11 protein-coding genes and 1 pseudogene are annotated in these 13,169 nt (G+C 69.8%); 11 read left to right on the forward strand and 1 reads right to left on the reverse strand.

The features are described from left to right. Positions 1–945 carry an SH3 domain-containing protein gene (locus tag K8638_RS17850; RefSeq protein WP_223755744.1) on the reverse strand — a complete coding sequence of 315 codons (945 nt, stop codon included), beginning with the start codon at positions 943–945 and terminating at the stop codon, positions 1–3. A 201-nt stretch (positions 946–1,146) separates the two neighbouring features. Here K8638_RS17850 and K8638_RS17855 point away from each other — a divergent pair, with 201 nt between their 5' ends. From K8638_RS17855 to K8638_RS17905, 11 genes and pseudogenes are all read left to right on the forward strand, one after another. Further along, positions 1,147–2,172, forward strand: a complete 1,026-nt coding sequence (locus K8638_RS17855) for a ligase-associated DNA damage response exonuclease (protein ID WP_223755745.1) — start codon at positions 1,147–1,149, stop codon at positions 2,170–2,172. Positions 2,173–2,175: 3 nt separating this feature from the next. After that, the gene (locus K8638_RS17860; protein WP_223755746.1) at positions 2,176–3,771 is read left to right on the forward strand and encodes an ATP-dependent DNA ligase; all 1,596 of its coding nucleotides are present in this window, start codon (positions 2,176–2,178) and stop codon (positions 3,769–3,771) included. Between the two features lie 169 nt (positions 3,772–3,940). After that, positions 3,941–4,198 (forward strand): annotated as a pseudogene (locus K8638_RS45230) (metallophosphatase); the annotation flags it as partial. Position 4,199: 1 nt separating this feature from the next. Continuing rightward, positions 4,200–4,565 (forward strand): HNH endonuclease, encoded by a 366-nt coding sequence (locus tag K8638_RS17870; RefSeq protein ID WP_223755748.1) that lies wholly within the window; start codon positions 4,200–4,202, stop codon positions 4,563–4,565. A 501-nt stretch (positions 4,566–5,066) separates the two neighbouring features. After that, positions 5,067–5,729: a cytochrome c3 family protein gene (locus tag K8638_RS17875; protein ID WP_223755749.1), complete on the forward strand. Its 663-nt coding sequence runs from the start codon at positions 5,067–5,069 to the stop codon at positions 5,727–5,729. After that, positions 5,726–8,920, forward strand: a complete 3,195-nt coding sequence (locus K8638_RS17880; protein ID WP_223755921.1) for a TAT-variant-translocated molybdopterin oxidoreductase — start codon at positions 5,726–5,728, stop codon at positions 8,918–8,920. Before K8638_RS17875 ends, K8638_RS17880 begins: the two co-directional genes overlap by 4 nt. A gap of 2 nt (positions 8,921–8,922) precedes the next feature. Beyond that, positions 8,923–10,344, forward strand: a complete 1,422-nt coding sequence (nrfD, locus tag K8638_RS17885) for an NrfD/PsrC family molybdoenzyme membrane anchor subunit (protein ID WP_223755750.1) — start codon at positions 8,923–8,925, stop codon at positions 10,342–10,344. Between the two features lie 4 nt (positions 10,345–10,348). Continuing rightward, a complete protein-coding gene (locus K8638_RS17890; protein ID WP_223755751.1) occupies positions 10,349–10,900 on the forward strand; it encodes a DUF3341 domain-containing protein in 552 nt (183 codons plus the stop codon). Next, positions 10,897–11,463: a cytochrome c gene (locus K8638_RS17895; RefSeq protein WP_223755752.1), complete on the forward strand. Its 567-nt coding sequence runs from the start codon at positions 10,897–10,899 to the stop codon at positions 11,461–11,463. Before K8638_RS17890 ends, K8638_RS17895 begins: the two co-directional genes overlap by 4 nt. Further along, the gene (locus tag K8638_RS17900) at positions 11,460–12,689 is read left to right on the forward strand and encodes a hypothetical protein (RefSeq protein ID WP_223755753.1); all 1,230 of its coding nucleotides are present in this window, start codon (positions 11,460–11,462) and stop codon (positions 12,687–12,689) included. The genes K8638_RS17895 and K8638_RS17900 overlap by 4 nt, the downstream gene beginning before the upstream one ends. Beyond that, positions 12,686–13,156 (forward strand): hypothetical protein, encoded by a 471-nt coding sequence (locus tag K8638_RS17905; protein ID WP_223755754.1) that lies wholly within the window; start codon positions 12,686–12,688, stop codon positions 13,154–13,156. Before K8638_RS17900 ends, K8638_RS17905 begins: the two co-directional genes overlap by 4 nt. The last annotated feature ends 13 nt before the right edge of the window (positions 13,157–13,169 follow it).

The following is a 13,169-nucleotide window of genomic DNA, read 5'->3' on the forward strand; positions in this document are numbered from 1 at the left end:
CTAGGGCTTCGTTTCCGCCACCGCGGAACCCGCGGGCTTCTCTTCGGAGAACACGCCGTCCGACAGCTTGTACCGGGTGCGCTCCGTCGTCTTCACTTCCTTGCCGGACTCGTCCTCCTCTGTGTTCGTCCGAACCACCGTGAGGCCCTTCTGCTTCGGCTGGAACGAAACCTGGTACGAGGAGTGGGCGGGCGGGTCCGCCAGGCCGCCCAGTTCCAGGGCAATCTTCGCCTTGCCGAGCACGCCCTTCTTGTTGCCCGGCACCGTGTAGCTCACGTACGCGGTGCTGAAGTCTCCACACGCCTCGGGCGTGGAGTCCACCTGCACCAGGGGGAGGCCCGCCGTCTTCGCGGCGACGAGCCGCGCCTTCGCCGGGCCGCCATTCACGCTCAGGTAGGCCTGACCCGCGGGGGTGACGTCGATGCTGCTGACACGGCGGGGCGGCTTCACGTTGGGCTCCAGGACGCGGACGCGAATCTTGAAGTCCGCGCTCATCACCACCGTGGCCACCTCCTGCTCGCCGTCCCCGTCGAAGTCCGCCTCGAAGCGGAGGGGCGTGAGCGTGTTGCCGAAGAGCCAGCCCCGGACGGGCGCGTCGTCCCCGGTGTCCGGGGTGCCCCTGGTGTCCATGTACTCCACCCGGTACCAGTGGTTGACGTACTCGCCCACCTTCTGGCGGTCCCTGCCGCGCTCCATCACCCGCACGGCGGCGCCCAGCGGCAGGACGGTGACGACCTTCGCGTCCGCGGCGGGGGACTCGCGGAGGTTCGCCTCATCCACCCCGACGAAGTGTTTCGCCTGCTTGCCGGTCGGCTCCCACACGGTGAAGTCGTAACGCTCCAGCGCGGGCTTCGTTCCCTCCGCCTCGGAAGCGGGGGCGGTGTAGTGGATGGAGGCGCCGGGCGGCTGGGAGAGCACCAGGGACAGCAGCAGGGCAGGCGTCATGCGGGGACCGTCCGGAAGGGAGGTGCCGGGGTTATCCCCTGTCCGGAAGCGCCGTCCAAGGGGCGCGGTATTCCCACGGGTTCCCCTCGGGCGCCCTCGTGACAGGGGTGTCAACGGAGCATCCCAGGGAGCAGCGGCCCGTCCGGTGGACGCACACCCCGGGTGGCCGCCTCCGGAGTGCCTCGCTATCTGAATGGGACCTTGAGCGCATCCTCTCCCTTCCAGGACAGACCGCCGCTCATCACCGTGACGCCGCTGGGACTCTACTGCGCTCCGGGCGACTTCCACATCGACCCCTGGCGCCCGGTGGACCGGGCCCTCATCACCCACGCGCATGGCGACCACGCCCGGGGCGGCAGCCGCCGATACCTGGGCGCCCGGGCAGGCGAGGGGCTGCTGCATCGGAGGCTGGGCGCGGACGCCACCATCGACACCCTGGAGTACGGCGAGCGGCTGCGCATCAACGACGTCACCGTCAGCTTCCATCCCGCCGGCCACGTGCTGGGCAGCGCGCAGATTCGCATCGAGCACCGGGGCGAGGTGTGGGTCGTCTCCGGCGACTACAAGCGCGCGCCGGACCCGACGTGCGCGCCCCTCGAGGTGGTGCGCTGCAACACCTTCATCAGCGAGGCCACCTTCGGCCTGCCCATCTACCGCTGGGACGACACGCGCCTGGTGGCCGAGGACATCCTGCGGTGGTGGGACGCCAACCGCGCCGTGGGCCGCGCCGCGGTGCTGTTCTGCTACGCGCTGGGCAAGGCGCAGCGCATCCTCGCGGAGCTGGCGCGGCTGACGGACCGGCCGGCGTACGTGCACGGGGCCCTCAACAGCCTGGTGGCCGTGTACCACGAGGCGGGCGTGAGGATGCTCCCCACGCAGCTCGTGTCCGAGACGGAGAAGGGCATGTCCTTCGCGGGCGCGCTGGTGCTGGCGCCGCCTGGCGCGGGGGGCTCCACGTGGATGCGCCGCTTCGGTGAGCACGAGACGGGCTTTGCCTCGGGGTGGATGCGGGTGCGGGGCAACCGGCGGCGGCGCGGGTTCGACCGGGGCTTCGTGCTGTCGGACCACGCGGACTGGCCGGACCTCTTGCGCACGGTGGCGGACACGCGCGCGGAGCGGGTGCTGGTGACACACGGCTACTCGGACCCGCTGGCGCGCTACCTGAGGGAGAAGGGCGTGGACGCCGCCCCCCTGGCAACGCCCTTCGAGGGCGAGGCGGAGGACTGACGCGTGAGGCGGCTCGCGGACCTCTATGAAGCGCTGGACCAGACCACGTCCACCAACGCCAAGGTGGACGCACTGGTGCGCTACTTCAAGGAAGCGCCTCCCGAGGACGCGGCGTGGGCGCTGTACTTCCTCACGGGCCAGAAGCTGAAGCGGCTGCTCACCACGAAGCTGCTGGTGGGGTGGACGCAGGAGCTGACGGGCATCCCCGACTGGCTCTTCGCGGAGGTCTACGCCTCCGTGGGAGACCTGGCGGAGGTGATTGCCCTGCTGCTGGACGGCCTGGAGCGCCCGGCCCGGCCCGAGGAGCTGCCGCTGTCCGTCTGGCTGGAGCAGCGCCTGCTGCCCCTGCGCGATTTGGACGCCGCCGAGCAGCGCGAGCGGGTGGTGTCCTGGTGGAAGGCGATGCCCCGGCGGGAGCTGTTCCTGCTCAACAAGATGCTCACCGGCGAGCTGCGCGTGGGCGTCTCCGCCACGCTGGTGATTCGCGCGGTGGCGCAGGTGGCGGGGCTGCCGCCGCCTGGCGTGGCGCACCGGCTGATGGGGACGTGGACGCCCTCGCCGGGCTTCTTCAAGCAGCTCGTGTCACCGGACGTCTCGGATGGGGACCGCTCGCGGCCCTATCCCTTCTACCTGGCATCACCGCTGGAGCAGGCGCCGGAGTCTTTGGGCAAGCTCGAGGACTGGCTGGTGGAGTGGAAGTGGGACGGAATCCGCGGCCAGCTCATCCGCCGGCAGGGCGGCGTGTACCTGTGGAGCCGCGGCGAGGAGCTCATCACCGAGCGCTTCCCCGAAATCACCGAGGCCGCCTCGGCGCTGCCGGAGGGCACAGTGCTGGACGGCGAGGTGCTGGCATACGAGGACGGCAGGCCCCTGCCCTTCGCGCGGCTCCAGCGGCGCATCGGCCGGCAGAAGCTGACCCCCAAGGTGCTGGCGGAGGCCCCCGCGGCCTTCATCGCCTTTGACCTGCTGGAGCTGGGTGGGAAGGACGTGCGCGAGCTGCCCCTGCGCGAGCGGCGCGCGAAGCTGGAGGCGCTGCTGAAGGACAGGCCGCGCTTCCCCATCTCCCCCTCGGTGAAGGCGGGCGCGTGGGAGGAGCTGGCCCGGGTGCGGGGTGAGGCCCGGGAGCGCAACGTCGAGGGCTTCATGCTCAAGCGCCTCGAGTCGGCATACCTCACCGGGCGCAAGCGCGGCGACTGGTGGAAGTGGAAGATGGACCCGTTCACCGTGGACGCGGTGCTGCTCTATGCGCACCCGGGCCATGGCCGGCGCTCGTCGCTGTACACCGACTACACCTTCGCCGTGTGGAACGGGCAGGAGCTGCAGCCGGTGACGAAGGCGTACTCCGGCCTCACGGACGAGGAGATAGCCCGGCTGGACCGGTGGATTCGCGCGCACACCCGGGAGAAGTACGGGCCGGTGCGCTCGGTGGAGCCCGAGCAGGTCTTCGAGCTGCACTTCGAGGGCATCCAGGCCTCGCCGCGCCACAAGTCGGGCGTGGCGCTGCGATTCCCCCGCATCGCCCGCTGGCGCACGGACAAGAAGCCCCAGGACGCGGACACGCTGGACTCACTCAAGGAACTGCTCCATGCCCACAGGTAGGTCGCGCTCGCTGCGGGCGCAGCTTGCCGCCCGGCGAAAGGCCCTGCGCTCCAACAACGAGGGAGGCGGCACGCCCGCCCTGCTGGAGCCGCCCGCGAAGAAACACCGTGCGGTGAGGCGCCGTCGCCGGGCCGCCGAGGCCACCGGACCGGAGACGACCGGCACACCCACCCACCTGGACGAGGGCCCCTTCCGTTTCGCCCACCACCCGGAGCCCGCTCCCGGCCGCTACGTGTGGGCGGGACACCTCCATCCCACGGTGCGCCTGTCCGGGGGTGGAGACCGGCTCCGCCTCCCCTGCTTCCATGTGGGCCGCGGCGTGGGTGTACTGCCGGCCTTCAGCGCCTTCACCGGCGGGCACGACGTCTCCCGCCGCCCCGGCGAGCGCGTCTTCGCCATCGCCGACCCCGCAGTGGTCGAGGTGTAGGATGAGCACCGCCAAGCGCCGCCGCATCCTGGGCATCATCGCCACGGACAACACCTTCGAGCGCACCGAGCACCGGGGCCGCGAGGCGTGGCTCGGCAAGTGCCTCCACTGCAACGCGCACCTGCTGGTGGGGCTGGACGGCGAGCCCATCAGCCGCGCCACCATCGAGCACATCGTCCCGCAGACGGCGGGTGGCACGGACGACCCGGCCAACCTCGGCCTGGCCTGCGCCCGCTGCAACCAGGGCAAGGGCAGCCGGCATGACCCCCACTATCACCGCGACGCGCGCGTCCGGGAGCTGGTGGAGCGGCTGTTGGCCCGCCGCCGCGAGCGCTGGCGCGAGCCCGAGGATGAGGACTCGGAGTGAGCCCCCTCGCCGCTGATGGCTGGATTTACTTCCTCTGTCGCGGCCTGTAGCACGCGTCCAGCTCCGTACGCGGGGTGCGTCCGGAGGCGCGGGCCGCGCCTCCTGGGAGCCGCTGATCTCCTCCGGGGCGCGTGTCTCAAACGTCCCTTCCTTCCGCCAGAAGAGAGATTCATCCGCGCCCACCCGCGACTTTCCGCCATCGGGCGCGAAAATGGTATCCGACTGCCGCAACATCAGAATGGTTGACACTGCCGTGTCGATGCCCGATGGTCCCGCGCCGCGTCAGGGCTGGGAGATTTCGGAGGGCCCCGCCCGCGGCATTCTCATAGAGGTTTCGTTGGACGTGACTGCTTCGGATTCCGCGCGCCAGGAGCCGCCGCCCGCCCGCCCCATCGGGGCCGGGATCGCCCTCCCGCTCCCCGCGCCCGGCCACGTCCGCGCCTCTCTTCTGAGCCTTCCCGTCACTGTTGTCGTTGAAGCCCCCTTGCCCATGGTCCTGGTATGAGTGGCCCTCTCTTCCCACGCTGGACGAACACGGTGTCGCGGCTGTCCGCCGCGGCGCTCCTCGCCGTGCCCGCCATCGGCATTGGCGGCCTCATGGCCTACGTACGCTCGCCGTACGTCACCAACCAGCAGATGCCCTACGAACAGCCGATTGAGTTCGACCACCGCCACCACGCGGGTGACGAGCAGATCGACTGCCGGTACTGCCACTGGACGGTGGAAGACTCGCCTTCGGCGGGCATCCCCTCCACCACGGTGTGCATGTCCTGCCACGCGCAGGTCTGGAACAAGAGCCCGTACCTCGTCGAGGTGCGCAAGGCCTTCTTCGCGGACCAGCCCATCCCCTGGGTGCGCGTCCACAACCTGCCGGACTTCGTCTACTTCAATCACGCCATCCACGTGAACAAGGGCGTGGGCTGCGCCACCTGCCACGGCCGCATCGACCAGATGGGCGCCGTCGAGCAGCACGCGCCGCTGACCATGGCCTGGTGCCTGGATTGCCACCGCAATCCCGAGCCCAACCTCCGTCCGGCCGAGTTCATCACCTCGATGACCTGGGTTCCGCCCTCTGACGCCGCCGAGGCCGCCGCGCTCGGCAAGAAGCTGGCGGAAGAGTACGACGTCCACTCGCGCACGAGCTGCTCCACATGCCACCGATGAACACGAAGCGCGACGGCGCCCCGTCGCAGGACACCTCTTCCTTCGCGCTCCCGGTCGTGTCGGACCGGCCCGCCGCCTCGGCTGACGCCGTGGGCGAGGCACTGGAGCACGCCGCCGCCAACGCCTCCCCCACCGAGCCCGGCTACGGCCGCGGCTACTGGCGGAGCCTCGAGGAGAAGCTCGGCACCTCCGAGTACCTGGAGGAGACGCGCCCCGAGTTCCCCGCGGGCGCGGACCTGCCCCCCTCCGGCGTGGCCCGCCGCGAGTTCATGCAGCTGCTGGGCGCCTCGATGGCCCTGGCCGGCGCCACGGCGTGCAGCACCCGTCCCTCGGACGAGCGCATCCTGCCGTACACCAAGACGCCGCCCGAGGTCACTCCGGGCAACCCGCTGCACTACGCGTCCGGCATGACGCTGGCCGGCCACACCTCCGGTCTGCTCATCACCGCCCGCGAGGGTCGCCCCATCAAGATCGAGGGCAACCCCCAGCACCCCGTCAACCAGGGCGCCGCCGGCCCCTGGGAGCAGGCGTTCCTGCTGTCGCTCTATGACCCGAACCGCGCCCGCGTGCTGCGGCAGGGCAAGAGCCCGCGCGCCCTGCGCGTGCTGGCCGAGGACGTCTCCGCCCTGGTGAGCAAGGCCGCCGCCGCGGACGGTGGCGCCCGCCTGCGCTTCCTCGGCGAGCCCACCAACTCGCCGCTGATGGGCGACCTGCGCAACCGCATCCTGAAGAAGCTGCCCAACGCGCGCTTCTACAGCTACACGGCGATGACGCAGGACGCGGAGTCCGAGGCCACCCGCGCCCTCTTCGGCGGCCAGGCCGTCTCCGCCGTCTACGACTTCTCCAAGGCGGACGTCGTCCTGTCGCTGGACGCGGACTTCCTGGAGAGCCGCCCGGCGAACCTGGCCTACGCGCGCCAGTTCGCGGACCGCCGCGACCCGAAGAACGGCCCGCTCAACCGCCTCTACGTCGCCGAGGCCCGCTACTCCGTCACCGGCGGCATGGCGGACCACCGCCTGCGCGTGAAGTCGGCCGAGGTGCTCGCCGTCGCCGCCGCCGTGGCCCAGGCCATCGGTGGCCCCGCCGCCTCGCTGGCGGGCGCGGCCTCCGCCAAGGCGCAGCTCCGCGGTGACCTCAACGCCTGGGTGCAGGCCGTCGTCGCCGACCTGCGCGCCGCGAACCCCGGCCGCACGCTGGTGGTCGCCGGTGAGCGTCAGCCGGCCGCGGTCCACGCCCTGGCCCACGCCATCAACGCCGCGCTCGGCGCCGCGGGCTCCACCGTCCGCTACGTGCAGGCCCCCATCGCGGAGCCCACCGGCCTGAGCCAGGTGCGCGCCCTCGTGGAGGACATCAAGGCCGGCCGCGTGGACACGCTGGTCATCACCAGCTGGAACCCGCTGTACTCCCTGCCGGGCGACACGGGCCTGGCGGAGCTGCTGGACCCGGCGAAGAACCCCAACCGCACGAAGATGTCCGTGCTCTACACGGGCCTCTACGAGGACGAGACCAGCCAGTTCGTGGACTGGTTCGTTCCCGCGGCGCACCCGCTCGAGACGTGGAGCGACGGCCGCGCGGTGGACGGCACGGTGGCCATTGCCCAGCCGCTCATCCAGCCGCTCTTCAACGGCGTGCCGGAGTCCGAGCTGCTGGCGATGTTCCTCGACGAGCCGTACCGCCCCGCCTACCAGCTCCTGCGCGAGTACTGGCAGGGCCAGGCTGCCGGGACGGCCACGACGGCCGGCGGCGCGAGCGACTTCGAGTCCCGCTGGGAAGTGTGGGTGTCCGAGGGCATCGTCGCCGGCACCGCGTCCCCCGCCGCCACGGCCACGCCGGACTTCGGCGCCGCCAGCGCCCTGGTGACGGGCTACACGCCGCCGGCCGCGGGTGAGCTCGAGCTGAACTTCGTCCACGACTACAAGGTCTTCGACGGCCGCTTCGCCAACAACGCGTGGCTCCAGGAGCTGCCGGACCTCATCACCAAGATGGTCTGGGACAACGCCGCCCTGGTGAGCCCGAAGACGGCCCAGGACAAGGGCCTGGAGCCGGGCAGCCTGGCCGAGCTGAGCTACGGCGGCCAGAAGCTGACGGTGCCGGTGTGGGTGACGCCGGGCCTGGCGGACGACACCGTCACGGTGGCGCTGGGCTACGGCCGCAGCGGCCTGCACGAGTCGGTGGCCAAGGGCGTGGGCTTCAACGCCAACGTCCTGCGCCGCGCCGCGGCCCCCTGGTTCGACGGCGGCGCCACGCTGACCAAGGCGCGCGGCAGCCACAAGTTCAGCCTCACCCAGACGCACTGGCGCATGGAAGGCCGCCCGGTGGCGCTGGACATGCCCATCAGCGAGCTGACCAGGCCCTCCGTGGAGACGCAGCACGTCCTCCACCGCGTCCAGGGCGAGCTGAAGCCCACCATCCACGACAACCTGCCCGACTTCGACTACAGCAACGGCTACAAGTGGGGCATGGCCATCGACCTGTCCCGCTGCACCGGCTGCAGCGCGTGCGTGGTGGCCTGCCAGGCGGAGAACAACATCCCCGTCGTGGGCAAGGAGCAGGTCGCCCGCAGCCGTGAGATGCAGTGGCTGCGCATCGACCGGTACTTCGAGGGTCCCGAGAGCGACCCGAAGATGGTCATGCAGCCTGTCATGTGCGTGCACTGCGAGAAGGCCCCCTGCGAGTACGTGTGCCCGGTGAACGCCACCGTGCACTCGGACGAGGGCCTGAACGACATGGTGTACAACCGCTGCGTCGGCACCCGGTACTGCTCCAACAACTGCCCGTACAAGGTGCGCCGCTTCAACTACCTGCACTACACGGCGGACAAGACCTCCACCGAGAAGATGCTGATGAACCCGGACGTCACGGTCCGCAACCGCGGCGTGATGGAGAAGTGCACGTACTGCGTCCAGCGCATCGAGCGCGTGCGCATCAACGCCCGGGTGGAGAAGCGCCTCATCCAGGAGAAGGAGCTGATGACGGCCTGCCAGCAGACCTGCCCCACGCAGGCCATCGTCTTCGGCTCCCTCAACGACAAGCAGCAGCGCGTCACCCAGCTTCACGAGGACGAGCGCGCCTACAAGCTGCTCCACGAGCTGGGCACCCGCCCCCGCACCGCGCACCTCATCCGCGTGCGTAACCCCAACCCCGCCCTCGAGCCCGCGAAGTCCGCCGCGGCGACCGAAGGGAGCCACTAGTCATGGCAGAGACTGCAATCACCGCTCCGCTCGACCCGCTCGAGCCGCGGCACCTCGTCGCGCCGCACCACGACGACGCGTCGCTGAACGAGACGCTGCTGGACCATGTCTGGCGCAAGCCGGGCAAGGGCTGGTTCATGCTCTTCGGCCTGACGCTCAGCGCCCTGGGCCTGCTCGTCATCGGCGTCACCTACACGCTCGCCCGCGGTATCGGCGTGTGGGGCAACAACCAGCCGGTGGGCTGGGCGTTCGACATCATCAACTTCGTCTGGTGGGTCGGTATCGGCCACGCCGGTACGCTCATCTCCGCCATCCTCCTGCTCTTCCAGCAGAAGTGGCGCACGAGCATCAACCGCTTCGCCGAGGCGATGACGCTGTTCGCCGTCATGTGCGCGGGCCTCTTCCCGCTGCTGCACACCGGCCGTCCCTGGTTCGCCTTCTGGCTGTTCCCCTACCCCAGCACCCTGGGCGCGTGGCCGCAGTTCCGCTCGCCGCTGGTGTGGGACGTGTTCGCCATCTCCACGTACCTCACGGTGTCCGCGCTGTTCTGGTACGTGGGCCTCATCCCGGACCTGGCGGCCCTGCGTGACTCGTCCAAGACGAAGGCGCAGCGCCTCATCTACGGCCTCTTCAGCCTCGGCTGGCGCGGCTCCGGGCGGCACTGGCACAACTACAAGATTGCGTACCTGCTGCTGGCCGGCCTCTCCACGCCGCTGGTGGTCTCGGTGCACACCATCGTGTCCTTCGACTTCGCCGTGTCGCTGCTGCCCGGCTGGCACGCCACCATCTTCCCGCCCTACTTCGTGGCCGGCGCCGTGTTCAGCGGCTTCGCGATGGTGATTACCCTCATCGTCCCCGCCCGCAAGTACCTGGGTCTGCGCGACGTGATTACCGACCGGCACCTGGAGAACATGAACAAGGTCATCCTCGCGACGGGCCTCATCGTGTCCTACGGGTACATGATGGAGCACTTCATCGCGTGGTACTCGCAGAACCAGTACGAGTACTGGACCTTCTATGTGAACCGCGCCACCGGCCCCTATGCCGGCGTGTACTGGCTGATGATTGCCTGCAACGTCATCACCCCGAACATCTTCTGGTTCCAGAAGTGCCGCCGGAGCATCCCCATCATGTGGGTGGCCTCCATCATGGTGAACATCGGCATGTGGTGCGAGCGGTTCATCATCATCGTCACCTCGCTGAGCCAGGACTTCCTCCCCTCGTCGTGGGGCATCTACAGCCCGACCTGGGTGGACTGGGCCATCTACATCGGCACCCTGGGCCTGTTCGGCACCCTGTTCCTCCTCTTCCTGAAGTTCGTGCCCGCGGTCGCCGTGAGCGAGGTGAAGGAGCTGCAGCTGGAGCTCAAGCACGCCGCCCACCACCACGACGGTGCGGACGCCGCCACGCACGGAGCGCACTAGAGCCATGGCCGCTGCCACCACCACCCTCTATTCCTGGGTCCTGGCCGAGTTCGCGACGCCGGACGCCCTCGTGTCCGCCACCCGCCAGATGCGGGAGAAGGGCTTCGAGGGAATGGACACCTACTCTCCGTACCCGCTGCACGGCGGCTCGGAGGCCCTGGGCCTGCCCCCCTCGCGCGTGCCGTTCATCGCGCTGGGCGGCGGCCTCACCGGCCTCGCGACGGCGCTCGCCATGCAGACGTGGATGAACACCATCGACTACCCGCTCAACATCGGCGGCCGCCCGCTGATGTCGCTGCCCGCGTGGGTGCCGATTACGTTCGAGCTGAGCGTGCTGTTCGCCGCGTTCGGCATCTTCTTCGGCCTGCTGGCGCTCAGCCGGCTGCCGCAGCCGTATCACCCCGTCTTCGAGTCCGACGCCTTCCGCAGCGCGTCCACGCACGGCTACTGGCTGAGCGTGCCGCATGCGACGGGCCAGGACGCCACCACCGTCATGGATCAGCTCAAGGCCCTGGGCGCCACCCAGGTGACCGTCGTCACGGGAGAGAAGGAATGAGGTGGCTCATCCCCGCCGCCGGGCTCGTCGCGCTCACGGGCTGCGACGTTTCCTCCGAGTTCCTCCAGCGCATGGAGGCCCAGGCCAAGTACGAGTACTACGAGGCGTCCGACTTCTGGGCGGACGGCCGCGCCATGCGCACGCCCCCCGAGGGCACCGTGCCGCGGGAGCGCCCGGTGGGCAACCCCGGCATCTCCACCGGCCGCGCCAACGGCCAGCTCGTCAGCAACATCCCCGTCGAGGTGGACAAGGCGCTGCTGACCCTCGGTCAGAAGAAGTACAACATCGTCTGCTCGCAGTGCCATGGCGTGCTCGGCGACGGCAACAGCATCGTCGCGGAGAACATGTCGCTGCGCCTGCCGCCGTCCCTGCTGGAGCTGCAGGGCAAGCCGGCCGGTCACTTCTATGCCGCCATCAACGAGGGCTACGGCGTGATGCCGTCGTTCTCGGGTGAGCTGAACACGCGCGAGCGCTGGGCCGTGGTCGCCTACGTGCGCGCCCTCCAGGCGGCCCGCAACACGCGCACGGACGGGCAGCAGCCCGTTCCGCAGGAGAACCGATGAGTCCCCCCGTCACCACCGCGCGCCTGTCCGACCTGGGGCGCTACACCGCAACCCCGAAGCTGATGGTGCCGGCCTTCGGCCTCGGCGCCCTGGGCCTGCTGGCCACCCTGGCGGGCTACTTCACCGGCGCCACCGGCCAGGCCGCGCACAGCTACCTCATCGCCTTCGCCTACTGGCTGGGCATCAGCGTGGCCTTCCTCATCATGGTGGCCATCTTCCACACGGCCAAGGCGAAGTGGCTCATCGTCCTGCGCCGCACCATGGAGACGGGCGCCGCCTCGGTGGTCATCTTCATCCCGCTCTTCGTCGTGCTGCTCCTCATGACGAAGGACCTCTACCCCTGGTGGCCGGGCTCGCCGCTGGCGGCCCACATCACCGGGCTGGAGGCCGAGCACCTGTCCCACAAGCAGCACGGCTACCTGAACCCGACCTTCTTCTACATCCGTCAGGCCATCTACTTCGCGGTATGGGCGTTTGTCGCCTGGCGCCTGCGCTCGTGGAGCCTGAAGCAGGACGAGACGGGGGAGCTGGACCTCACGGTGAAGCAGCGGCGCTTCTCGCCCGGCTCTCTGCCGTTCCTTGCGCTCACCATCACCTTCGCTTCTTTCGACTGGCTGATGAGCCTCACGCCGCTGTGGCAGTCCACCATCTTCGGCGTCTATTACTTCGCCGGAAGCTTCCTGGCCGCCTTCTGCATCCTGACGCTCACCACCGTCAACGCCACGGGGGCCAACCTCTACGGCAGCGTCGTGAAGCTGGACCACTTCCACAACCTGGGCAAGCTGATGCTCGCCTTCACCGCGTTCTGGGCCTACATCGCCTTCTCCCAGTTCCTGCTGGTGTGGATTGCCAACATCCCTGAAGAGGCGCCCTGGTACGGCCTGCGCATCTTCGGCTCGTGGCGGCCGCTGTCCATTGCCCTGTTCTTCCTGCACTTCGTGCTGCCCTTCTTCACGCTGCTGTCGCGCAACCTGAAGCTGCAGCCGCGCAAGCTGGCGGTGGTGGCCGTCTACATCCTCGTCATCCACGCGGTGGACCTGTACTGGCTGGTGTGGCCGGCGCTGACGGGCACCGAGGGCCCCACCTTCCACTGGACGCTGGTGACGGCGTTCATCGGCGTGGGCGGCATCTCCGTGGGCTTCGCGCTGATGCAGGCCCGCAACCGCTTCACGCTCCCGGTGAAGGACCCCTACATCGCCGAGTCCCTGAGGTACGTGCAGCCATGAAGAAGACCCAGTCGGAGTACGAGTCGCGGGTCATCGTCGGTCCGCATGGCGTGGCCGCCGAGGAAGACCACCTTGTCATGGGCAAGGTGGTGGGCATCGGCGTGGGCGCGCTGGTCATCTTCGTGGCCGGCATGGTCTGGGCCTGGCGCATCCAGGTGCGGACCATGGCGGAGATGCAGCCGGACGGGCCGCCTCCCCGGCCCGCGGCCATGGGCCAGTACGAGATTGGCATCGTCAACCAGCGCATCTTCGAGCAGGACTGGCACGCGGTGGACAAGATTGGCGGCCAGCAGCAGGCGCTCGGCGCCGGCTGGGGCGACCAGCCCGGCGTGAAGGCGCACCCCAAGCTCGACGAGGCCATGGAGCGCGTCATCAACGAGGCGCGCACCCCGCCCCCGCCCCCGGCTCCGGCGCCTGCCCCGGAGACGGCCCCGGCGCCGGGCACCCCTGCGTCACCGAGGCAGTAGCTTCCGCCCTCCC

The organism is Myxococcus sp. RHSTA-1-4, from assembly GCF_020037125.1.
Lineage (GTDB): Bacteria > Myxococcota > Myxococcia > Myxococcales > Myxococcaceae > Myxococcus.